Origin of the sequence: Pyxidicoccus caerfyrddinensis (assembly GCF_010894405.1) — a bacterium.
Lineage (GTDB): Bacteria > Myxococcota > Myxococcia > Myxococcales > Myxococcaceae > Myxococcus > Myxococcus caerfyrddinensis.
Genome location: NZ_JAAIYA010000002.1, coordinates 423,297 through 445,909 on the forward strand (window position 1 = coordinate 423,297; position 22,613 = coordinate 445,909).

General features: G+C 71.6%; 18 protein-coding genes. 7 read left to right on the forward strand and 11 right to left on the reverse strand.

The window, feature by feature from the left end:
- Window positions 1-19: 19 nt before the first annotated feature.
- Entirely contained in the window at window positions 20-5,026 is a 5,007-nt protein-coding gene (locus tag G4D86_RS05335; protein ID WP_163990146.1) for an ATP-binding protein, read from the forward strand.
- Between the two features lie 19 nt (window positions 5,027-5,045).
- Here G4D86_RS05335 and G4D86_RS05340 read toward each other — a convergent pair whose 3' ends face one another.
- Complete coding sequence (locus G4D86_RS05340; protein ID WP_163990148.1) at window positions 5,046-5,501, reverse strand: carboxymuconolactone decarboxylase family protein; 456 nt, start codon at window positions 5,499-5,501, stop codon at window positions 5,046-5,048.
- A gap of 67 nt (window positions 5,502-5,568) precedes the next feature.
- On the opposite strand from G4D86_RS05340, the gene G4D86_RS05345 reads away from it, so the two are divergent.
- Complete coding sequence (locus G4D86_RS05345; RefSeq protein ID WP_163990150.1) at window positions 5,569-6,456, forward strand: sigma-70 family RNA polymerase sigma factor; 888 nt, start codon at window positions 5,569-5,571, stop codon at window positions 6,454-6,456.
- A 115-nt stretch (window positions 6,457-6,571) separates the two neighbouring features.
- Window positions 6,572-8,761, forward strand: a complete 2,190-nt coding sequence (locus tag G4D86_RS05350) for a sensor histidine kinase (protein ID WP_163990152.1) — start codon at window positions 6,572-6,574, stop codon at window positions 8,759-8,761.
- Between the two features lie 9 nt (window positions 8,762-8,770).
- Here G4D86_RS05350 and G4D86_RS05355 read toward each other — a convergent pair whose 3' ends face one another.
- Window positions 8,771-9,898, reverse strand: a complete 1,128-nt coding sequence (locus tag G4D86_RS05355; RefSeq protein ID WP_163990154.1) for a UTP--glucose-1-phosphate uridylyltransferase — start codon at window positions 9,896-9,898, stop codon at window positions 8,771-8,773.
- Between the two features lie 72 nt (window positions 9,899-9,970).
- Between G4D86_RS05355 and G4D86_RS05360 the strand changes: the two genes are divergently transcribed.
- Window positions 9,971-10,753 carry an SDR family NAD(P)-dependent oxidoreductase gene (locus tag G4D86_RS05360; protein ID WP_163990156.1) on the forward strand — a complete coding sequence of 261 codons (783 nt, stop codon included), beginning with the start codon at window positions 9,971-9,973 and terminating at the stop codon, window positions 10,751-10,753.
- A gap of 33 nt (window positions 10,754-10,786) precedes the next feature.
- Here the strand turns inward: G4D86_RS05360 and G4D86_RS05365 are convergent, their stop codons facing one another.
- Window positions 10,787-11,413 (reverse strand): outer membrane beta-barrel protein, encoded by a 627-nt coding sequence (locus tag G4D86_RS05365; protein ID WP_163990158.1) that lies wholly within the window; start codon window positions 11,411-11,413, stop codon window positions 10,787-10,789.
- A 195-nt stretch (window positions 11,414-11,608) separates the two neighbouring features.
- On the opposite strand from G4D86_RS05365, the gene G4D86_RS05370 reads away from it, so the two are divergent.
- Together G4D86_RS05370 and G4D86_RS05375 are read left to right on the forward strand one after the other, a co-directional pair.
- Window positions 11,609-11,926 carry a hypothetical protein gene (locus G4D86_RS05370; protein ID WP_163990159.1) on the forward strand — a complete coding sequence of 106 codons (318 nt, stop codon included), beginning with the start codon at window positions 11,609-11,611 and terminating at the stop codon, window positions 11,924-11,926.
- 82 nt (window positions 11,927-12,008) lie between these two features.
- Entirely contained in the window at window positions 12,009-12,794 is a 786-nt protein-coding gene (locus G4D86_RS05375; RefSeq protein ID WP_163990160.1) for a 2-keto-4-pentenoate hydratase, read from the forward strand.
- A gap of 1 nt (window position 12,795) precedes the next feature.
- On the opposite strand, the gene G4D86_RS05380 is transcribed toward G4D86_RS05375, so the two are convergent.
- The 4 genes from G4D86_RS05380 to G4D86_RS05395 form a co-directional block, all read right to left on the reverse strand.
- Window positions 12,796-13,659 (reverse strand): alpha/beta fold hydrolase, encoded by an 864-nt coding sequence (locus tag G4D86_RS05380; RefSeq protein ID WP_163990162.1) that lies wholly within the window; start codon window positions 13,657-13,659, stop codon window positions 12,796-12,798.
- A 109-nt stretch (window positions 13,660-13,768) separates the two neighbouring features.
- A complete protein-coding gene (locus G4D86_RS05385; protein WP_163990165.1) occupies window positions 13,769-14,782 on the reverse strand; it encodes a hypothetical protein in 1,014 nt (337 codons plus the stop codon).
- 120 nt (window positions 14,783-14,902) lie between these two features.
- Window positions 14,903-16,216 carry a hypothetical protein gene (locus G4D86_RS05390; RefSeq protein WP_163990168.1) on the reverse strand — a complete coding sequence of 438 codons (1,314 nt, stop codon included), beginning with the start codon at window positions 16,214-16,216 and terminating at the stop codon, window positions 14,903-14,905.
- A gap of 170 nt (window positions 16,217-16,386) precedes the next feature.
- A complete protein-coding gene (locus G4D86_RS05395) occupies window positions 16,387-17,913 on the reverse strand; it encodes an FAD/NAD(P)-binding protein (protein WP_240360056.1) in 1,527 nt (508 codons plus the stop codon).
- 143 nt (window positions 17,914-18,056) lie between these two features.
- Here G4D86_RS05395 and G4D86_RS05400 point away from each other — a divergent pair, with 143 nt between their 5' ends.
- Window positions 18,057-18,668, forward strand: coding sequence for a cysteine dioxygenase (locus G4D86_RS05400; RefSeq protein ID WP_163990170.1), 612 nt, complete (start codon window positions 18,057-18,059; stop codon window positions 18,666-18,668).
- Here the strand turns inward: G4D86_RS05400 and G4D86_RS05405 are convergent.
- From G4D86_RS05405 to G4D86_RS05420, 4 genes are all read right to left on the reverse strand, one after another.
- Window positions 18,604-19,575 (reverse strand): sensor histidine kinase, encoded by a 972-nt coding sequence (locus G4D86_RS05405; RefSeq protein ID WP_163990835.1) that lies wholly within the window; start codon window positions 19,573-19,575, stop codon window positions 18,604-18,606. The genes G4D86_RS05400 and G4D86_RS05405 overlap by 65 nt on opposite strands.
- A gap of 226 nt (window positions 19,576-19,801) precedes the next feature.
- Window positions 19,802-20,575, reverse strand: a complete 774-nt coding sequence (locus tag G4D86_RS05410) for a hypothetical protein (RefSeq protein WP_163990172.1) — start codon at window positions 20,573-20,575, stop codon at window positions 19,802-19,804.
- A 160-nt stretch (window positions 20,576-20,735) separates the two neighbouring features.
- Window positions 20,736-20,885, reverse strand: coding sequence for a hypothetical protein (locus G4D86_RS05415; protein ID WP_163990174.1), 150 nt, complete (start codon window positions 20,883-20,885; stop codon window positions 20,736-20,738).
- On the reverse strand, window positions 20,867-22,390 hold the full coding sequence (locus G4D86_RS05420; RefSeq protein ID WP_163990176.1) for a serine/threonine-protein kinase: 1,524 nt from the start codon (window positions 22,388-22,390) through the stop codon (window positions 20,867-20,869). Before G4D86_RS05420 ends, G4D86_RS05415 begins: the two co-directional genes overlap by 19 nt.
- Window positions 22,391-22,613 lie beyond the last annotated feature (223 nt).

Genomic DNA, 22,613 nt, shown 5'->3' on the forward strand with positions numbered 1-22,613 from the left:
GCCGTTGGAGGCCTTGCACATGCAGACGAGCGGCGAACGGACCCCTGGCAGGGAGGACACCTCCTCCCTGCTGCTGGAGGGGCGATTCCTGAAGCATCAGTGTCTTCACCAACAGGGAGCGCTCCAGACCTGGCGTGGGAAGGACCTCGTCACCCGTGCACCGGTGGTGGTGAAGACGGCACCGCTTCACGCGCTCAAGGTGGGGGCCTTCGAGCGCATGCTGCGAGACGACGACGCCCTACGCGAGCTCCACAGCCCCTGGCTCTCACCGCCCCTGCACAGCGGTCTTCAAGGGGAGTGGCTGTTCCGTGTGAGCCGTGACGCTCCCACCGGAACGCTGGCGGAGCGGCTGTCGAAAGGCCCGCTCTCGCTCCAGGAGACCCTCCTGCTCGGGCGAGGACTCCTGCGAGCGCTGCGCGAGGCCCATGCCCAGCGGGTGCCTCACCGCCACCTCAAGCCCTCCAACGTCGTCATCGCTCCGGAGGGGACGTTCGAGGATGCGACGCTCATCGACTTCGGGCTCGCGCTGGAGGACCTGCGGGAGCCCTCGCTGCTGGCGCTCCCCCTCACCGCCATCCAGCACCTCGCCCCCGAGCAGCTCGGGCTCGTGACGGCCGTGCCGGGCCCCGCCTCGGACCTCTATGCCGTGGGGCTGATGCTCTTCGAGAGTCTCGCCGGGGCGCTCCCATTTCCCGGGGAGACGCTGGGCAGGCTCCTGCGGCAGCACCTCCGCACCGTCCCGGAGCTGCGTGCCCGGGGACTCTCCGTGCCTCGCGCGCTGGAGCAGGTGGTGCAGCACCTGCTGCGTGAGGAGCCGTGCGAGCGCTACCAGTCGGCGGAAGGGGCGCTCCGAGACCTGGAGGAAATCTCCTCGGAGCTGGCGCGCGGCCTCACCGAGCCGGCCGTGGTGGTGGGCAGGACCGAGCGCCACCTTCGGCTCACCGAGCCCTCCTTCATCGGCAGGGCTCCGGAGGTGGAGGCACTGGAGGGCGCCCTGTCCTCGGCGGCCCGGGGACAGGGAGGGCTCGTCTTCGTGGAGGGCGCGTCGGGTGGCGGCAAGACGATGCTCCTCGACGAGCTGGCGCGCCGGGGGCTGTCACGCGGCGCGAGGGTCTTCCGTGGACAGGCCCTCGACCGGGCGGCTCCGCAGCCGCTGCAAACGCTGATGGGCGTACTGCAAGACCTCGCTTCAGCCGTGAAGAGGACACCGGCGCTGGCCAAGGCCCTGAGCGCGGGCGCGGGAACGCGCCTCGGTGCGGTCTGCGCCGGGGACCCGGAGCTCCGCGAGTTGTTGAAGCTGCCGGTCGTCGCGTGTCAGGCGGGAGGGCCCGAGGGCCTGGGAGAAGGTCGCGCGGTGCGAGCGCTCGCGGCGGTGCTCGACGTGCTGGGGGACGCGGAGACCCCGGCGCTCGTGCTGCTGGACGACTGCCAGTGGTCTGACGAGCTGACCTTGAAGCTGCTCGCTTCTCTCTCCGCATCGGCGGCGGAGGTACCGGGGGTCGAGCGTTTCTTCACCGTGGTGGCTGCCTTCCGGACGGAAGCGGTGCCCGAGGGACACCCGCTCCGCCGCATGGCGCCCATGCTCCGGGTTCCCCTGGCGCCGCTCGCCCCTCCGGACGTGCAGGACCTGGTGGAGTCCATGGCGGGGCGCCTTCCGGACGAGGCGATGGAGGTCGTGGTCCGGCTCTCCGAGGGCAATCCCTTCATGGCCGCCGCCATCGTACGAGGGCTCGTCGAGAGCGGGGCCCTGGAGCCCGAGGCTCCCGGGTGGCGCGTGGTGCCGGAGCGGCTCGCGGAGGTGCGCTCCTCGCGGCGGGCCGCGTCCCTGCTGCTCGGCCGACTGGCGCTCCTGTCGGAGGAGGCGCGGTCCCTGCTTGCGGCGGGGGCCATCCTCGGGAGGGAGTTCGAGGTGGACCTGGCCGCGGTGCTGGCGCAGCGGAGCCCGGAGCAGGCCGCCGTCGCGCTGGAGGATGCCCGGCAGCGGCACCTCCTGTGGGCGGTGCCGCCCATGGGGCGGTACACCTTCGCGCACGACCGCATCCGGGAGGCCCTGCTGGAGCAACTCCCTGCGGAGGAGCAGCGGGCGCTGCACCTCACCGCCGCGCTGGAGCTGGAGCGCCGGGCTCCCGAGGGGAGCTTCGAGCTGGCCTGGCACTTCGAGGCGGCGGGAGCGCCGGAGCGTGCGTGGCCCCACGCCTTGAAGTCAGCGGAAGTGGCCCGAAGCAAGCACACCCTGGACGTCGCCGAGCGTTACTACCGACTGGCCGACCGTGGTGCGGTGGAAGCGGACGACGCGACGAAGCTTGTCATCCTGGAGGGACTGGGTGACGTCCTGCGCATCCGCGGAAGCGAGGAGGCCGAGCCGACCTACGCGCGGGCGCAGTGCTTCGCCACGACACGCCTGGACCGGGCTCGTATCGAGGGACATCGAAGCAAGGTCGCGTTCACCCGGTTCGAAATGCTGGCCGGCTATGACAGGTTGGAACGAGCGCTCCGCCTCATCGGACAGCGAGTGCCGGCCGGACTCTTGTCCCGCGCCGTCCTCCTGCTCTGGGCGCTCGTCGTCCACATGGTACATGCGCTCCTGCTGAAGTGGCGGGCCCGACCGTTGCCTCCCCTGGAGGGGGAGGCGCTGCTCGCGGCACAACTGCTCACGCATCTCATGAGCGTCTATTCGACCCGGCGGTATTCGCTGTTTGCCTCCTGGTGGGCCCACATGCGCGGATTGAACATCGCCGAGCGGCATGCTCCCAGCCCGGAGTTGGCGACAGCCTATGCGAACCAGGGCGCCACGCTCGCACTGTCCACCCAGGCCATCCCCTGGGTGCCCACCTTACTGGCGAACCTCGCCCTGGCTCGGGGGAGGACGTATTTCCAGAGAGCGCTCGCCTTGCGAGAGGAGTTCGGTGATGCCTATCAGCACGCCGACACGCAGTACCTGTACCAGGTCACGCTGCTCCAGTGCGCACGGTACGCGGAGAGCGTCGAGGCCGGTCTGCGCTCCGTGCAGCTCCGCGAGCGCGCCGGCGCAAGTCATGAGTGGCGTGTAGGCAATGCGCAATACCATCTGGGGATCGCGTTCTACATGATGGGAGACCTGACGGCCGCTGTCGCGCAGGGGCAGGCCCAATACCGTACGGGCAGGGAACTCGATGACGGTCGCGTGTGCGGCCTCGCGCTCGCCCTCTGGTCGTTGGCATCGGACGGATTGATCCCGGGTGAGGTCATCGCGGCCGAACTCTCTCGTCCCGTCGAGGGCGTCGCGTATGGCCCCGGGCTTGGCAGGGTCTCACTGCTGCTCGCCGAGGGGGGCCGGCTCCTCCGGGTGCGAGAGCCCGGGCAGGCGGTGGCGGTCTTCGAACAAGCCATGCTGCATCTGAAGGACTTGAGGCTGACCATCCCCATGCTCCAGTCCTTCATCCAGGCGCAACGCGTGGGGGCGATTCGGGAACAGGCCGCCCATGTGCCGTCGTGGGCCTTCTCCGTCCGCGCTGGACTGTTGAGCCAGGCCAGGGCCATTGCCCGGAGCGAGTGCCGTCGCCCGCAGCCCCTCCAGAACAACCTCGCGAGCATCTTCCGCGAGCTGGGACTGATTGCGGCGATGGAAGGACGGAATGCCCGGGCCCGCCGGTACTTCGGCCGGAGCCTCGCCATCGCCGAGCGACTCGGCATGCATTACGAGCGGGCCCGGACGCTGCTCGCCCGCGCCCAGGTGGGAGCGGTCGTGGGGTGGCCCGAGGCAGCCATGGATGCCGCCGACGGCGAAGAGGCACTGCGGCCGATGCGCGCGGCGCTGGAACCCGCCACCGTCGCCGAGGCTCCCGCGAGCCTGTCCCTGGTGGACCGGTTCCCGCGCATCCTGGCGGCGGGGCGCACCATCGCCTCGGCACTGACGCGAGAGGCGGTCATCTCGGCCGTGCGCGAGGCCGTGTCGGGACTGCTGCGCGGCGAGGACCCGGTGCTCGTCGAAGTCACTCCGGAGGGCTCGTTCATCCCCGCTGTGTCCGATGACCGGCTCAGCTCCTTCATGCGCCGGGCCCTGGAACTCGGACGTCCCTTCATTCCTTCCACGGAGGAGCTCGAGCGCGCGGGCTGCGTGGAGGAGCGCTCGGTGCTGTGCGCCCCCATCCTGGTGCGAGGGGAGGTGGCGGCCGTCTTCCGCGTCACCAACCACAAGCTGGCCGGAGCCTTCGGGCCGGAGGAACTCCCCATCGCGGAGTACATCGCCACCCTGGCCGGCGCAGCGCTGGAGAATGCTCGGGGCTTCTCCGAGGTGAACGCCCTCTCCGAGGAGCGCGAGCGGCTGTACCAGCAGGCGCAGGCCGCGCTGCGCAAGCGCGACGAGTTCCTCGCCGTGGCCTCGCACGAACTGCGCACGCCCTTCACGCCCATGCGCCTCTACATGCAGGGACTGCTCGGCGCGCTGAAGAATCCGACCCGGGCCGCGAACGTGGAGTCCTGGGTGACGAAGCTGGAGACGGCCAACGCGCGGCTGCAGCGGCTGGCAAAGCTGGTGGAGGACCTGTTCGACGTGTCCCGCATGTCCGAGGGCCGGCTGCCCGTGCGCCGTGCACCGGTGGACCTGGCCGCGCTCACGGTGGAGGCGGTGGACCGGTGGAAGGACGAGCTGGCGCGCGTGAAGTGTGAATACACGCTGGAGGCACCCGAGCCGGTGGTGGGGAGCTGGGACGGGGTGCGCCTGGAGCAGGTGCTCGACAACCTGCTGGGCAACGCCATGAAGTATGGGCCCGGCAAGCCCATCCACGTCTCCATCCAACGACATGGGGAGCACGCGCTACTCGTGGTGCGCGACGAGGGGATGGGCATCGCCCCCGAGGACCAGCCCCGCATCTTCGAGAAGTTCGAGCGCGCGGTGTCGGAGAACTACGGGGGCTTCGGGCTGGGGCTGTGGATTTCGCGCGAGGTGGTGCGCGGGCTCGGTGGCCGCATCCTCGTGGACAGCATGCCCGGCCAGGGGGCGACGTTCACGGTGGAGCTCCCGCTCGCGGCGCCTCCCGGCCCCTGACGCGCCCCGGCGGCTCTCGTCACCAGCCCGAGCCGGCCACCTGCCGGGTGGGGACGTTGATGCGGTTGAACATGTTGACCATGGCGACGTACATGACGAGCTGCGCGAGCGCGGGCTCCTCGTAGTACCGCGCGGCCTCCTTCCAGACGTCGTCGGGCACCGGGTCCGGGCGGTCACTGAGCCGGGTGGCGGATTCGGCGAACGCCAGTGCCGCGCGCTCGGCGTCGTTGAAGTGCGGCGACTCCCTCCACGTCGCCACCGCGAAGAGGCGCTCATCCGTCTCGCCCGCCTTGCGGGCTTCGCGCACGCCCAGGTCCACGCAGAAGGCGCAGCCGTTGATTTGACTGGCGCGCAGGTGGACGAGCTCGAGCGTGTGTGCGGGCACGCCGCCCTGCTTCAAGGCCTTCGCCAGCGCCATCAGCGCCTGCAGGGCCTCGGGGTGGAGCATCGCGGGGTTCTTCATTCGTGCTTGCATGGCCATCTCCTTCGGGGTTCATCGGGCTTTCACAGGGATGACGAATCGCGAAAAGGAGATGTGACCGATGGACGAGCAAAAGGGGTTGGCGGAGCGATTCGAGGCGCACCGAACCCACCTGCGCGGGGTGGCCTACCGGATGCTCGGCTCGCTGGGCGAGGCGGAGGACGCCGTCCAGGAGTCCTGGTTCCGGCTCAGCCGCGCCGACACCAGCGGCGTGGAGAACCTCGGGGGCTGGCTGACCACCGTCGTCTCTCGGGTGTGCATGGACCTGCTGCGCGCCCGCGAGGCCCGGCGCGAGGAACCCCAGGGCGTGCACCTGCCCGAGCCCCTCGTCAACCGCGAGGGCGGAGCCTCCCCCGAGCAGGAGGCGCTGATGGCGGACTCCGTGGGCCTCGCGCTGCTCGTGGTCCTCGACACCCTGGGGCCCGCCGAGCGCGTCGCCTTCGTGCTGCACGACCTCTTCTCCCTGCCCTTCGAGGAGATTGCGCCCATCGTCGGGCGCGCCCCGGCCGCCACCCGGCAGCTCGCGAGCCGCGCGCGCCGCCGCGTGCAGGGCGCCGCCGCGATTCCCGAGGGCGAGCTCGCCCCCCAGCGCGAAGCCGTCAACGCCTTCCTCGCGGCCCTGCGCGCCGGGGACCTGGACGCGCTGCTCGCGGTGTTGGACCCGGACGTCGTGCTCCGTGCCGACAGCGCCTCCGTCCCGCCGGGCGTGCCGACGGAGCTTCGCGGTGCACGGACCGCGGCCACGCTGGCGCTCAAGGTGTCGCGCGGCGCCGTCTACGCGCGGCCCGCGCTCGTGGATGGGGCGGTGGGCCTCATCGTGGCCCCTCGCGGCCGGCTGCTCCGCGCCCTGCGCTTCACGCTCATGCACGGGAAGGTCGTACAGATTGACGTTGTCGCCGAGCCGGCGAGCCTTCGCGAGCTGGACCTGGGGGTCCTCGACACGCGATGAGTCCGCGGCCCGGGCGCGCCTGCCCGGCTGGTGGGCGGCCAGCCCCTTCCCGGCGCGGCCCTGGCGGAGGTGGACGCGTCCCGTGGGGGTTCTGACCCAAGGGGATTCGCTCAACATGCCCATGGAACCCGCCGTGCCCTTGCCGCAGGACCCGTCCAAGGAGGAAGGCCCACGGTCGCTCTCCACCGCGCCCACGCTCGAGGAGGCCCTCTTCCTCCTCGCGGAGACGGCGCGCGGTCTGGTCCGGGCACACCAGGCCACGGTGACGGTGGGGGCCGACGCCAGCCGGCCGCATGGCATGTTCGCCACGTCGCTGTCGAAGGCCTACCAGGCGTGGGGCGGCTACTCGGTTCCACCCCCGGGCTCCAGCATGCCGCCCCCTCGCACGGAGAAGACGCGGCTGCGGCTGGAGCACGGCGGGCGCGAGCCGCTCCCTTCCTGGGAGGCCCGCCCGGCCCCGTCGCGGGGCTGGCTGTCGGTGCCCCTGCAGGGCGCCACGGGCACCCTCCAGGTCTTCGACGCGGAGTCCGGGAAGGACTTCACGCCGGAGGACGAGGCCGCGCTCAACAGCCTGGTGGACCTGGCGGGCATGGCGCTGGAGGCCGTGCGGCTGCGCGAGGAGCGCGCAGCCCTGCGCAAGAAGCTCCACCAGTCCGAGGAGCGCTTCCAGGCGCTCGTCCGCGCGTCGAAGCAGGTGGTGTGGACGGCGGACGCGCAGGGCGCCATCACCCGGCTGTGCACCACCTGGGGCGACTTCACCGGGCAGGAGCATGCTCAGTACGCCGGCTGGGGATGGATGTCCGCCATCCACCCGGAGGACCAGGCCCGGGTGGCGGACGTGGTGCGCCGCACCGCCCTGATGGGCGGCAACTACGAGTGCGAGTACCGGCTGCGCCGCAGCGACGGCTCGTACTTCTCCACCCTGGCGCGCGGCGTGCCGCTGCTGAACGAGGACGGCACCGCGCGTGAATGGGTGGGCATCAACACCCGTCTCTCTCCGGCGCGCAATGGCGAGGGCGAGCTGGAGCGGCTGCTGCGCGAGGAGCAGGCGGCGCGCACCCTGGCGGAGGCCGCCGAGCAGCGCGCGGCCTTCCTCTCCGAGGCGAGCCGCGTGCTGACCTCCTCCTCGCTCGACCCGAAGGCGACGCTCGATGCGCTCGCGTGGCTCACCGTGCCCACGATGGCGGACTGGTGCTTCGTGGACGTCGTGGACGACTCGGGCATCGTGCAGCGCATGTCGGTGGCGCACGCGGAGGCCGGGGCCGAGGCGCTCGCCCGGGAGGCGCGCGACTTCCCGCCCGGCGCCCCCGGCTCCAATCACCCCACCACGCGCGTGGTGCGCAGCGCCGAGTCCGTGCTGGTGGACGACGTCTCCGACGCGTGGCTGCGCAAGGTGTCGGTGAGCGAGCGGCACTACGAGGTCATGCGCGCGGTGGGCTTCCACTGCATCATGTCCGTCCCGCTGCTGGCGCGGGGGCGCTCGCTGGGTGCGCTCACCTTCCTCGCGGTGCGGCCCTCGCGGCGCTACACGCAGGCGGACCTGGTCACCGCGCAGGACCTCGCGCGCCGGGCCGCGCTGCTGCTGGACAACGCCATCCTCTACCGCGAGGCCCGCAAGTCGGTGCTCCTGCGCGACGAGTTCCTCTCCATCGCCAGCCATGAGTTGAAGACGCCGCTCACGCCGCTGCAGCTGCGCCTCCAGTCGCTGCGGCGGGAGACGCAGAAGGGCACGCCCTCCATCCCCACGGCGACGGTGGCCTCTCAATTGGAAGTGGTGCAGCGGCAGGTGACGAAGCTGTCGGCGCTGGTCAACGGGCTGTTGGACGTGTCCCGCATCTCCAGCGGGCGGCTGACGCTGGACCGCGAGCCCATGGACCTGGCCGAGCTGGCGCGCGACGTGGTGTCCCGCTTCTCGCTCCCGGCCAACCAGGCCGGGTGCCCGGTGACGCTGCACGCGCGGGACGACATGCGCGGCAGTTGGGACAGGCTGCGGGTGGACCAGGTGGTGACCAACCTGCTCACCAACGCGCTCAAGTACGGCGCGGGCAAGCCCGTGCACCTGTCGCTCTCCGGAGACGAGGCGCACGTGCGAATCGTGGTGGAGGACTCGGGCATCGGCATCGCGCCCGAGCACCTGTCGCGCATCTTCGAGCGCTTCGGCCGCGCCGTCAGCGAGCGGCACTACGGGGGGCTCGGGCTGGGGCTCTACATCACCCGGCAGATTGTCGAGTCCCACGGCGGGGAGGTCCACGTCCACAGCACGCCCGGACAGGGCAGCCGCTTCGAGGTGGTCCTCCCACGCTGAGAAGCCGCGTCAGCTCCCCATCCGCGCCCGGAGGCGGTCCTTCACGCGGGGGAAGTCCTCCGGGGCCTTCACCGGCTCGAAGCGGCTGATGGCCGGGTCCACGCGCTCCACCTCGATGAACGTCACGGGCAGCAGCGGCTGGCCGTCCGGCCGGGTGAGGCTGCTGGCCTCCGCCGTCACCTGCTCCAGCTGAATCACCGACTGGCCGTCCACCTTCTTGGTGACGACGCGGTAGGGGATGGGGATGGCCTTGTCGAGCAGGGGCTCCAAATCGAAGGTGATGTTGTTGGTGGAGATGGTGGCGTGCTTCGTCGGGTCCACCTTCTCCACGAGCTGGAGCATGCCGTTGAGCCGCACCGGCGCGGCGCCCGCGTCCAGCGCGCCGCCGGGGTTGGCGCGCGGGGTGACTTCCACCGTCATCTGCTTGCCCAGCTCCTGGTGCATGCCGATGACGGCCGGGTCCAGCGTGGCGGCGAGGTTGTCCACGTTGGAGAAGTAGACGTGCCGCACGCCCTGCTTGCGCAGCGCCTCGCCCACGCCGCTCTCGCGCAGGGCGCGGAAGACGTCGCCGTGGCCCGACGGCGCGAAGGACAGCTGGCCTTCCGCGTCCCGCCACAGCTCGTGCGAGGCGGTGAGGCGCGGCAGCATCCGCTGGCGGAACAGGTGCACGTTCTTCGTCTGGCCCGTCTTCTTCAGGTGCTCCTCGATGCCGTCGTGCGTGAGGTACGACGTCATCACCGCCATGGGCACCGGGCGCCCGAAGCGCTCCTCCAGGCGGCGGCCCTCCTCAAGCTTGATGTCCAGGAAGGTGCGGTCGCCGTAGACGGGCACCAGCGCCTTCACCGCGCCGCCGAAGCGCGTGCCCGCGCCGCCGGCGACGATGAGGGCGGCCACCTGGCCCTTGCGGAACGCCTCCTCGCCGCGCGCGCGGTACTTCTCGTAGGCGGGCGTGCCCGGGCGGGGCAGGGGCTGGACGTCGCCTTCGTGGAGCGGCTGCAGCGCGCTGGTGGGCGCCGCGGCCTCGGCGAGCTCCCCGCGCTTGAGGCGGGCGAGCAGGTCGCGAAAGCTGGCGACGTCGAAGCCGTCGCGCGCGAGCTGGGGACTTTCGAGTTCCACGTCGGTCTTTTCAGAGGACATGGGGGAAGGCTTTCCCGCCCGCGTGCATGAATGCAATGCCAAAAGATATAAGGTGCCCCAGGAGGCAACACCATGTCGCGCAAAGTGGCTCTCATCACCGGCGCCTCGGCCGGACTCGGCGAGCAGTTCGCGCAGTGTTTTGCCCGGGACGGACACGACGTCATCCTGGTGGCGCGCGGCGCCGCGCGGCTGGAGGCGCTCGCGGCGAAGCTGGAGAAGGAGCACGGGGGCAAGGCCCACGTGCTGCCGGCGGACCTGGGCCAGCCGGACGCGCCCGAGAAGCTCTTCGAGGCGGTGCGAGCGAAGGGGCTGACGGTGGACTTCCTCGTCAACAACGCGGGCTTCGGCTCCGCCGGCCCGTTCCTGGAGCAGGACCTGGCGCGTGAGGCGGAGATGGTGCAGGTCAACTGCACCGCCCTGCTGAAGCTGACGCACCTGTTCGCGCGGCCCATGCGCGAGCGCGGCGCCGGGCGCATCCTCAACATCGCCTCCACCGCCGGCTTCCAGCCCGGGCCGTACATGGCGACGTACTACGCGACCAAGGCCTTCGTGATGTCGCTGTCGGAGGCGCTCGCGTTCGAGCTGAAGGGCACCGGGGTGACGGTGACGTGCCACTGCCCCGGCGCGACGCAGACGGAGTTCGCCCAGCGGGCGGGCAACGACAAGTCGCGCCTGTTCCAGCGCTCCGGCGTGGCGAAGGCGCCGGACGTGGCCGCCCACGCCTACGCGGCGATGATGCGCGGGCGCGTGCTCTCCGTGCACGGCGCGCTCAACTCGCTGGGCGCATTCATGGTGCGCTTCAGCCCCCGCTTCGCCGTGCGCTCCGTCGCGGCGAACCTCAACCAGCAGGCCTGAGGCGGGCGGCACGGGGCCGCCCCCCTCGTGCCGTCAGTTGAACGTCGCGGACAGGAAGACCATGCCGTTGACGACGTTCCACTTCAGGCTGTCGTCCTTCTCGGGCACCCGGCCGAGCGCGAGCTCGGCGCCGACGCCCAGGCCCCAGTTCTTGCTCACCCACCACTCCTTGCCGATGCCCAGGTGGAGGCCGCCGCCCACGTCCGTCTCGGCAATCTTCTCGCCGTCCTCGTCGATGGTGAGCTGGGCGAACGAGAGCGCGCCGGACAGGTACACGTTGGCGGGCATGAGGTAGTAGGTGAAGCCCACGCCGAGCGCCCCGTAGTTCTGGCTCACGTCTTCGTCCTGGCCCTCGATGGTCACGTCGCCCACCTCGATGTCCGGGCTGGGCACGGACGTGCCGAAGAGCTTCCCGTAGAGGATGAAGTTGCGCGTCAGCGCGGCGCCGACTTCGGCGTTGATGCCGGCCGCGCCGCCCTTGATGGCCAGGTCCTCGCCCACCACGGAAGCGCGGCTGTAGCCACCGCCCACCTGCAGGCGCAGGTAGAAGCCGTCGTGCTCGTGGTAGCCGTCACCGCCGTCGTGGCCGTCCTGGTCCCGGGCGCTCGCCGCGGTCGCCGTGAGCAGCACTGCCGAGACAATCCAAGAAGTGTGTCGCATGAAGAGATTCCTTGAGCAGAGTGAGCCCGCCCGGCCAGGGGCACCGACGTTATGCAGCAGGACGGTGGGCGAAGGCCAATATTCACGCGGAGCGCCGTGAGTCCTCCAGGCGTCTCGGGTAGCCTGCCTGCTCATGGTGACCCCCCCGGACGCGCGCGTGCTGGAGCCGCTGACCCTGGACCGGGTGGTGCCGTCATGAACATCGCCGTCCGGGGACTGCTCGTCGCGGCGGCGACCTTCGCGGGCAGTCTCTTCATCTCCGGTGCGTGGCTGATGGTGGGGCTGTTGATTGCGGGCAAGGCGATGGGCGCGCGCGCGGGCTTCGGGATGATGGTGACGCTCGCCCTGACGGCGGCCACCTTCCTGGCGGGCATCGCCGTCGTCTACCGGGGGCTGGGCCGCGTGGGTGTGCCGGGGAACGCGCGGCTCGTGAGCGTGGGGGCGTACGGGCTCGTCGCCCTGGGGACGCTGGCGCTTCTGGCCTTCATGACCCTGGTTGCCTTCAACCGCTGACAGTGCGGCACGGCGTGCTTGCGCGCCCGCGCGCGGGTGCCAGAAGCTCGCCGGCCACGTTTGACCAGAGAGAGGGACGGGGATGACCGCACCTGTGGACCACGAGGAGCTTGCCCGCGCGTTGGACTCCGCGCGCCTGGAGCGCCGCGAGGTGGCGCCGCTCACCCGCGAGCTGCCGCAGCTCGCGCTGGCGGACGCCTACGCCATTCAAGAGGGCGGCATCCGCCTGCGCCTGTCCCGGGGTGAGCGCGTGGTGGGCCTGAAGATGGGGCTCACGTCGGAGGCGAAGCGCCGGCAGATGAACCTGGACTCGCCGGTGTACGGCGTCCTCACGGACCGGATGCAGGTGCCGGCGGACGGCGTCATCCAGGTGGGGCAGGGCATCCACCCGAAAATCGAGCCGGAGATTGCCTTCCGCACCTCGCGCGAGCTGGGCGGGAAGGTGACGCGCGAGCAGGTGTTGGACGCGTGCGCGTCCGTCTTCGCGGCGATGGAAATCCTCGACTCGCGCTACCGGGACTTCAAGTACTTCTCCCTGCCGGACGTGGTGGCGGACAACTCGTCGTCGTCGCTGTTCGTGCTCGGCACGGAGGAGCACCCGCCGCGCGCGCTGGACTTGACGCGGCTGGAGATGAAGATGTCCGTCAACGGCGAGGTGGTGCAGGCGGCGCGCTCGGACGCCATCTCCGGGGACCCGGTGGTGTCGGTCATCCAGCTCTGCGAGCTGCTGGCGCAGCGCGGGCAGGTGCTGCCCGCGGGGAGCATCGTCCTGGCGGGTGCAGCGACGGCCGCGCACATGCTGCGGCCCGGGGACCGGGTGCAGCTGACGGTGGAAGGGCTGGGCTCGGTGGCGGTGTCGTCGGCCTGAGTCAGGGCTGTGCTTCGCCGCGGGCCTCCAGTTCGTAGAGGTAGCGGCGGATGAGCTTCACCACCGCTTCCGGCGCGTTGAAGTTGAGCGTGTGCCCGGCGCCGGGGACCTCCTCCAGGCGGCCCTGGGGGAGGCTTTGCACCAGTGCCTCGACGCGGGTGCGCGGGAGGACGCGGTCCTTCGCACCGCGCACCACGAGCACGGGCGTGCGGACGTGGGGGAGCTTCTGCTCGGGCACGTCCTTGCGCGCGGAGCGGATGGAGCGCAGGGCGCGGAGGAGTCCGAAGGTGCGGTAGTCCTGCGCCATGATGACGTTGAGGGACGGCGGCTCGCGCACGCCGTCCGCGAGCCAGCGCACCACCTGCTTCGGGGTGCCATGGTGGCGGGTGTCGAGCGTGGGCCCGAGCAGCACCAGCGGCCCGCAGCGCTCCGGGTAGCGCGACGCGAAGTCCACGGCGAACTGGCAGCCGGAGGAGTTGGCGACGAGGGCAGGGTGCTCGAGGTCGGCGGCGTCCATCCACGCGGCGAGCGAGTCCGCGAGGCCGGCCACGTCGAGCGGGCGGCGGGGCTTCTGGCTGCGGCCGAAGCCGGGCAGGTCCGGCGCGTAGACGCGGAAGTACGGCGCGAGGCCCATGCCGGTGGGCACCATGTACGTGCTGGATGCGACGAGGCCGTGGAGGAGGACGACGCTCCACGCGCGGCCCGGCACGGGTTGGGCGGAGACGCGCGTGTGGATGCGCAGGTCGTTCACCTGGTGCCACGTGCTGCGCAGCGCGCCCATGGGCAGCCCGCCCAGTCCTTCCAGTGCGCGGCGACTTCCCGCGCGCTCGGCGAGGCGCAGACTCGTGTGTGCCAACAGGCCCATGCTCGCTCCCCGGCTGTGTGAGGTCCGCCAGGAAGGTAGCCCTCGCGTCGCACCCGGACAGGCTGGCGGTCGCGGCCTGCCTGCCTGGGGTCGGAGGGGGCGAGGGAGCTCAGGCCGCGTGGCGGGTGATGACCTGGCTGACCTGCTGGCTCAGGAGTCGGAAGGGGTCCCTGCGGCTGGCGGCGGACGACGCGACGATGAGGTCTCCCAGCCCGGCGCGGTAGAGCAGGTCGATGGTGGGCTCGCCGCCCTTGAGTTGCTCGCTCAGCAGGAGCTGCGCGGCGCGCAGGTACTGGCCGACGGAGGTCTCCGCCTGGGCCCGGCTCCGTCCCTGCAACACGGCCTCGAAGGCGCGCTCCAGCCGGGGCGTGCTCGCGGAGGACGCGTGCCGGGCGAGCTCCATCTCGTTCAGGGCGTAGACGAGACAGACCTCGGGCGAGGCACGGTGGATGTCCGCGTAGGACTCGGACAGGTACGCGTCCACCTGCTTCGGCGGCACCGCGCGCGGCATGAGCCACAGGCGCACGGCGTCGTAGTGGCCACTGTCCGGCTCGAGCCTGCACGTGCGCTGGATGGCGTCCCAGGCCGCACCGGGACGGCCGCGCACATGCTCGATGCTGCAGGACGCCCACCAGAGCCACGGCGTCCCAGGGAAGCGCGCGAGCAGCAGTGCGACTTCGCGGGCGTAGCGCTGCCGCTCTCCGCCGCGCAGCAGGTCCAGGCTTCCGGAGTGCCGGGCCACGAGCGGCGACTTGCGCAGGGCGCCGCCGAAGGCGGACTCCAGGCGGAAGTAGCGGGGCTTCAGCCGGGAGAGCATCGGGGCCGCCACCGCGTCGGGCACCCTGCCCGCGGCGTCGAGCACGTGTCCCCAGGACCTCGCGGCCAGCACGGGGTCGAGCCCCTCCACGAAGCAGGCGCACTGCTCGACGGCGGAGGCGAGGCGCACCTCGGGCGTGGGGTGCTCCAGGGCGAGGAGCGCCCGGGCCTCGGCGCGCGCGGCGTCATGCAGGAGGGCGGCGGCTTCGAAGGTCCGCGCGCTGTCACCCTCGGCGAGCAGCGCGGTGGCGCGGAGTTTCAGCCTCCCCGACTCACCCAACCCGAGCTGATAGTGCTCCGCCCTCATGGCTTCACGTACTCAGTCGAAGTCCTGGTCCGAGTAGAGCTGCTCAAGTGGGTAGTCTATGACGAGCACGACGCGAAAGGTAGTGCGTGGGGCTGACATGCAGCCGCCCCGCGCACAGCCTCACGGCGTCTGCCGCACCCACGCGCCGGAAGGCACATCCGCCGTCACCCGCAGCGCCTGCTCCGCCAGCGAGGGCGCGCAGGGCTTGAGCCGGGCCTCGCCGAGGTTGCTGGACTCCAGCACGAAGGACCGGTGGGCCCGGCTCGTCACACGCTCCGGCCAGCGCCCCTCCTCCGTGCGCTTCAGGTCCGCTTCCACCAGCGCGATGAGTGCGTCGTGCTGGAGCCGGGCCTGGTCCACCCGCTCCGCGAACCTGCCGTAGTTGGCGCCACTCGGGCCCTCGACGGAGAACAGCTCGCTGGCGCTCCGTGCGTCGAACGCCTCGAAGGCCCGTTGCCGCGCCTCGGGCACGCGGTCCGCCGCCGGTATCAGCGCGTCGTACCCCTCCACCATCTTCCGCCACATGAGCCGGGCGGTGACGGGATTGGCCGGGGCGCGCTTCCCATCCGGCATCTTCGTGGCGACCTCCCGGGCTCCCTCCGGCAGCGCGGCCAGCAGCTCCGCGGGCATCAGCTCACCAAAGTACAGGAGCTGCATCGTGACGGACTCCTGCTTCAGCATCTCCGACCAGGGCAGGAAGCCCTCCGCCAGCCGCGACAGCTGCGCCACCGCGGCCCGCTTGCGCTCCAGGGGCGCCGCATCCAGCGCCTCCGCGCAGGGCCGGTACACGAGCCCATGTCCCGCCGCGGAGTGCAGCTGCCCTATCAGCCCCCCGCCCAGGGTCAGCTCCCGGCTCAGCGCCAACGTGTCCAGGCACGTGTCCACCGCCTGCGCCACCTGCCCCTCCGCGAGCCGCATCCGCGTCTCCAGCGCGGCCAACTGCAGCAGGTACAGCAGCGCCAGCCGGCCCTTGACCGCGTACGGGTGCTCCGGTGACGCCAGGTCTCCCAGCTCCTCCGGAAGCCCTCCCTCCTCCGCGTGGGTGGCCGCCAGCACCCGCGCCACCAGCTCCCGCCCCTTCTTCCACTCCTCGCGGCACGCGGGAGGCATCGCGGAGACGGGCTCCCGACCTTCGATGACGCCCAGGCACGGAGACCCGGAGGCCCCGGCCCCGAGTGCGCCGGGCCGCTCGGAGTACAGCCGCAGCACCTCTTCCAGCTCGGGGGCCACCTGCTGCGCGAACGTCCCGGGCACCGAGGGCGTCACATGCGAAGGCCGCGGGTAGCGGGTCCGGGCCATCGCCTCCACATCCCGCACCAGTCGCTCGGCCAGCGGCCGCGTGCGCAGCGTCGCGTACGCCACGCCTCCAAGGCTCGCGAGAATGATGGCGAGCACGCCGCCGGCAAGGGCGAGGAGGGGGCGGGGGGAGGACATGAGCGGGGGACTCCAGAAAGGCGCCCCGAGGGTCTCACGAAATGCAGTGCACCGGGACTTCGCACCTGTCTCCTGGTGCACTTCACCGCCTGTCCGGGCGCCCTCCGCACGAGCAGCGCGCCGGAAGTCCCGAGGCGCGTCCTCCCGCCCCCTTCATCCCGGCCCGCCGCTCACCGCTCCAGCGGCACCCCGCCGTGCTCCAGCTCCACCGGCGCGCGCGTCACGGGCGCGGGCCCCAGTCGCTGCAGCAGGTGCTCGGCCAGCGCCCGCGCCTGGGTGCGAATCTCGGGCACCGCCGTCGTCTCCCACAGCTCGCCCCGGCGCGGCGGGCCCAGCGTGTAGAGCCGCCCGGACGCCCGGCCACTCAAGTCCAGCAGCGCGCCGTCTCCGTCCGTCGCCAGCCCCATGCCCAGCACGTCCGGGCTCACCTGCCCCGCTTCCGCCATCGCCTTGAGCAGCGGGTGGCCCCGGGTGATGGCGCCCTCGGGCCCCGTACAGTTGACCACGTGTTGTACATGCAACACCGTTTCCTGGGTGTCCCCGCGCGGCCGCAGGCGTGCCTCCACGCCCGCCTCCTCCAGCCGGAAGCTCCGCACGCGCGCCGCGTGGAGGAACAGCCGGCCCTCGCTCCGCAGCCGCTCCACCGTGTCGCCGATGCTCGGCGCCATCCGGTGCCGGTGCACTTCCCAGTGTGAGCGCAGGTGGCGCAGGAAGCGCCGCCGCTCGCCCTCCGTCAGCCGGTGCCACAGGGGCACCGTGGCCGGGCGCAGCGCGTCCACCACCGTCCGCCAGTCAGCGCCCGCGTCCGTCGCCCGCTTCACCTCCTGGCGCATGATGCGCAGCACCGCGCGGATGCGGATGGGAATGGGGTGCATGCGGCCGTCGGCGCCCTCCCACTCCTCGCATTCGCGCATCACCTCCTGGCGCAGCGCGCGCAGCACGTCCCGGATGCCGGGCGACGCATACGTCGTCGAGCAGCTCAGCGCACCGCGCCGGTGCACGTGCGGCAAGAGCCCGTGCCGGGACACCGCGTGGATGATGCCCTGGTGCCCGCGCTCCTCCAGCGACAGCACCGTGTCCACCATGGTGAGGCCCGTGCCGATGAGCAGCACCGTGTCCCGGCGTCCCACGTCGAGCAGCGCTCCCGGTGCCCAGGGCGAGCGGTGGTAGCGCGCGCTCGCATACAGCCCGCCGTCCGGCACCCGCAGGTCCGCCGGCAGCGCGTTGCCCAGCGCCAGCACCGCCGTGCGCGCCTCCAGTTGTCCGCCGCCCGACAGCGAGAGCGTCACCCGGCCCGCGTCCTCCCGCACCGACACCACGTCCTCCGCCACCACCTCCAGGTGGATGCCCGTCGGCGCGCTCGCGACGAAGTCCCGCAGCACCGACTCCAGGTAGTGGCCGTAGCGCTGGCGCGGGACGAAGTCGCCGGGGGCCGTGTCGGGGGCCTCGCGCCGCATCCAGCGCAGGAAGTGCTCCGCATCGTCCGGAAAGGCGCCCATCCTCCCCGCGGGGACGTTGAGCAGATGCCGCGAGCTGTCCGTGGAGTACGCCAGGCCCCGGCCCACCCGTCCGCTCCGTTCCACCAAGGCGACGCGGAGAGGCGCACGCGCGTTCTTCAGGAGGTTCAACGCCAGCAGCGTTCCGCTGGCCCCTCCTCCTACGATGGCCACATCCCAACAACCCAGCTGTGCTCGCACGCCGCAATCGTATGTCGTGTCCGCCTCGGGGGCACCCTCGGAGGCTGCCCACTGTCCAGGCGTCACAGGTAACGAGGTGACAATCCACCCTGGCCAGGGTCGGAGACGATGCTCACACTCCGACGCACACCCGGGAGGTCACCATGCGCGAGCACTCCGGCGAGGAAGGAAGCGAGGGCTGTCCCAGGGCCGCCGACCTGCTCGGCTGGTCGCTCCCAGAGTATGCCCGCGACGTGCCCTCCCTGGACTGGCTGGTGGAGCGGCTCCGCTCGAGCCGACCCGACTGGCGGCTCCTCGAGTCGCTCGTCCGCTACGACGCGGCCGGCTATGCGCGGCGCGTCCTGGACCGGACGGACGCGTGTGAGCTGCTGCTCGTCTGCTGGCTGCCGGGCCAGGTGTCCCGGGTGCATGACCACGGCGGCTCCTCGGGGGTGTCCTGGGTGGTGCGCGGCCAGCTCCAGGAGACGCGCTACGCCTGGGGCGGAGATCGGCTGCTGCCCGACGAGCGCTCGGCCGCGGGGGAGGGGGACTTCCTCCTGGAGCGCGCGGAGACCATCCACCGCATCCACAACGCATCCCGTCATGGCGCCGTGTCGCTGCACCTGTACGCGCCACCCATGGTGGGGATGACGCGGTACGACGCGAGCGTGGCGCAGACGCTGGACGCGGAGCTGGCGCTCCGAGGCGTGCTCAGGCCGCCGCGTCCGCCTGGGGTCGCGAGGGTTGGGCGAAGGCGCCCGCCACGGGCAACGTGACGCGGAAGGTGCTGCCCTGGCCCGGCGCGCTGTCCACCGTCAGCGTGCCGCCCAGCGAGGTGATGATGCCATGGCACACCGCGAGCCCCAGGCCGGTGCCCACGCCCAGCGGCTTGGTGGTGAAGAACGGGTCGAAGATGCGCTCGCGGTGCTCGGGGGAGATGCCGCAGCCGGTGTCGCTCACCTCCACCTCCACGCGGTCGGGCAGGGCGGCCCGGGCCACCACGCGCACCGCGTTCTCCTCCACGTTGCCCGGGGCAATGGACTGCGCCGCGTTGAGCAGCAGGTTGAGGAACACCTGTCCCAGCCGCGAGCCGTTGCCCTGCACCGGCGGCACGCCCTCGCACTCCACCACCAGGCGCGCGCGGGGCCGCAGCTCGTGCGTGGCCATCTTCGCCGCCGTGCGCAGCACCGAGGCCAGGTCCGACGGGCCGGTGCCCACGTCCTCGGCGCGCGAGAGTGATTGCAGGTCACGGACGATGAGCCGGATGCGCTCGGCGCCGTCGCGCGTCTCCGCGAGGGCCTCCAGCACCTCCTGCCGCTCCTGCTCGGACAGCTGGGCCTTCTGCTGCAGCTCCTGGTGGATGTACTCGAGGTTGCTGAGGATGAAGGCGAGCGGGTTGTTGATTTCGTGACCGACGCCGGCGGCGATGCGCCCGAGCGCAATCAGCCGGTCCGCGAAGAGCAGCTGGGCCTGGGTGGCGCGAAGCTGCTCCAGGCTGCGGGACAGCTTGGCGTTGGCGGCCTCCAGCTCCGCCGTCCGCTCCCGCACCGTGTCCTCCAGCAGCGTGGTGTCCTCGCGACGGGGACGGCCGGTGGGGCCGTGCACCGCGTCGAAGGCACGCCGGAGCGTCCCGCGCCTCCGCGCCACCGCCGCCATCAGCAACACCCTCGCTCGTAGCGTCATCACATCCTGCTCCGGCGGTCGGTGCCTGCCTACAACGAGGCCCGGAAGTCGCGGCAGACCCGCGCAGTCAACACCGGGAAGGGGGTGGCGGCAAGGGAGCAGAGGTGAGGAACCAGCGTGCCCCCCGCTACCCTGCTCGGGTTCTTGTCAGGTGGTTCTCAGGCGGTGTGCCGGAGCGTTGTCGATGGGATGCTCCGGTGCCCCGTGGATGGAGGCGCGCGGGGACTCATGGCGTGGGGAGGGAAAGTTCCGGGAGGCGGGTGGGCTTCCGGTGCCGCGGGTGGTCGTAGAAGCACTCCGGGCCGAGCACGGTGATGAGGCGCTGCTCGGCGGCGTCCCCTTCCGGCGTCATCGCCTGGGTGGGGAGCGCGTAGGGCTGGACGAGGACGCGTCCGCCGCCGAGCTCCTGGTGGGTGTCTGGCGGTAACGACTGGAGGCGATCTCCGAACATGCGCACGAAGGGCGGTCCAAAGAAGTTGCGCCAGTAGAGTCCGGCGAGGCCTTCGCTGGGGTCTTGGACGGTGGAGGTTTCGATGGAGCCGAAGCCGTCAGGGCTGGGGATGAGCCGCAGGGTCTTTCGGTCCCTGTCCTCGGCCATTGCTGTTTGGGCCAGGGGGGAGTCCAGCAGCTTCATGACCTCGGCCACCTGATGCAGGTGCGCGCCTCTCCATCCAGGCTCCTTCGCCTCGGTAATGGAGGTTCCCCAGATGAGTTTTCCCGCAAAGGGCGGAGCGGCATTCTTCGCTGGGAAGACCATCACGTAGTCCCGGTCCGTGTGTGCGGTGATGGTGATGTTCTGGAACTCCTCGAAGTAGGTCAGGAGCGCGCTGTAGTCCTGGTCGGCGGCGTCCAGGCTTCCGACCATGAGTGCCCGTCCGAAGTGCACGGGTCGGAACCAGCGGTACTCGTTGAACATGAGCTCCACGAGCTCACGCATGACGTCCGAGGAAGGAGGTCCTGGTGGCAGCAGCAGGGAGGTGTGGAGGTGTCTGGGTGCCATGTCTGCTCGCTCAGGGATACCACCGGACCTGGACCTTGCCGCGACCGCTGAGCGCCATCGGTCTCTGGCTCAAGGGCTCCGTGAGCCACGGCACCCGCGCCACCTTGAAGCGCAGGTACACCTCTTCGGCTCCTCGCGCGCCAGCTGTTCCTCGCTCCGGTCATGCAGCCAGGCCAGCAGCTCCAGCGGGGCGGTAGCGCAGCGGGGTGCTCTCCAGCCACGGTTCGAGCCGCTGGCCACCCCAGCCCTGGCAGCCCGACAGCAGCACCAGCCCCACCAACGCCAACGCCGCTACGGCTCGGGCATCCACGCCACCTCGGTTGCAACCGCCGGCCATGCGCCTTCTCCCGGTAATTCTGGAGATAGTAGTAAAGCCCGATGCGTGGGAGTGGTGGCATCAGGCCCGTGGAGGGTCGCCTCGAGGGTGCCGCTCACGTGAGCGCAGGGCATTGGTGGACGGTGGTGGGTGCAGACAGGTCCCGGACTGACAGCGGCTGTGTCCGGGGCACGCGCCACACCTTGGCGGGCTTGTGGTTTCAGGGCTGGAGGCTCGGGCGTCTTCACTGGAGCCACGGCCGAGTCCCGGCCGGGCCGGGTGCCCGCCAGCTCCGAGAGCCACACGGAGGGGCGCCACTCGAGCGCCATCAGCACCGCCGTCACGAGCCCCACGGCCATGCCCAGCACCGCCGTGGCGCGGAACATGACGCTCGCTGGAGGCGTTCCCTCGGGGACCAGGGGCGCACGAACCCTCAACGCCGGCCTGTCCTCCAGCGGCACCGCTTCTTCCCACCGCCGCGTCCGCGCATGCCGGCCCCGTCGCGGAGGGCCGTCGCGGTCCGCGACCTCCTCCTCCCACGCCTCACGGGCCGGAAGCCACGCCTCCAGCGACTCGGGGTGGCCATCGGGAGAGGGCAGCTCCGAGTGCGCCTCGCACAGTGGCACGTCCCAGCGCGCATCCGCTCCGGCCAGCGCCACCTCCAGTGCCTCGCGCAGCGCCTTCGCCGTGCCGCGCGCCTCCGGCCGCTTCGCGAGCAGTCGCAGGCACAGCGCTTCCAATTCCCATGGCCCCCGCGCATTGAGCGCCCGGGGCGCGGCGGGCACAGCGGAGATGACCGCCTCCACCTCCGCAGGCGTCTCGGCTCCGGCGAACGGGTGGCGCGCGGTGAGCATCCAGTAGAAGACGACGCCCAGCGCATACAGGTCATCCGCGGGCGTGGCCACGTACCGCGCACCGGGGCGGCTGTCGCGCTGGAAGGCGAGGGCCTCGGGACTGCGGTACCTCGGCGTGCCCGGCGGCAGCACCCCGGCGGTGAGCCGCGGCGCTCCGGCGCGCGCACCCACGCCGAAGTCCACCAGCACCGGCTCGCCGTCCTCCTCCCGCACCACGACGTTGGACTCCTTGATGTCCCGGTGCAGCACCTCCGCCGCGTGCGTCGCCTCCAGCCCGCGTGCCAGGCCGAGCAACAACTTCGCCGCCCGCCGCGCGCCCGGGTTCTCCTCCTCCACCCAGCGCGACAGCGTGCGGCCCCGCACGTACTCCATCGCCAGGTAGCACCATTGCGGTGCTTGCGGCGGGTGCAGGCCGCACTCGCGAAAGCCCACCACGTTGCGGTGCTCGAGCCGGGGCAGGAGGGAGACTTCCCGCTCCGCCCACACCCCCAGGTGCTCCAGGGACTGGAGCTTCAGGGCCACCACCTCCGTGCCCCGCGTGGCCCGATACACCACGCCATACCCACCCACGCCCAGCAGGCCGTCCACCGCGAAGCCGGCGATGTCGGTGCCCGCCGGCGCTTCCAGCATGTGTTCCGTGCTCATCCGGCCCCCCAGGTGCTGGAGGCTTCGCCATACAACCCCAGGAATGCTCTCGACATATCAAAACCTGAGAGGTCTTCACCTGTCCCGTGGGGCATCGGGCGCGGGGGCAGCAGGGTGTTCGCAGCGCAACACGCCGGAGGGGCCGCTCCGACGGGAGTGCGCTTGTGATTGAGAGGACGCGGGCCCGCGCGGCGTCACGAGACACGCGGCGCGGGCTTGGAGG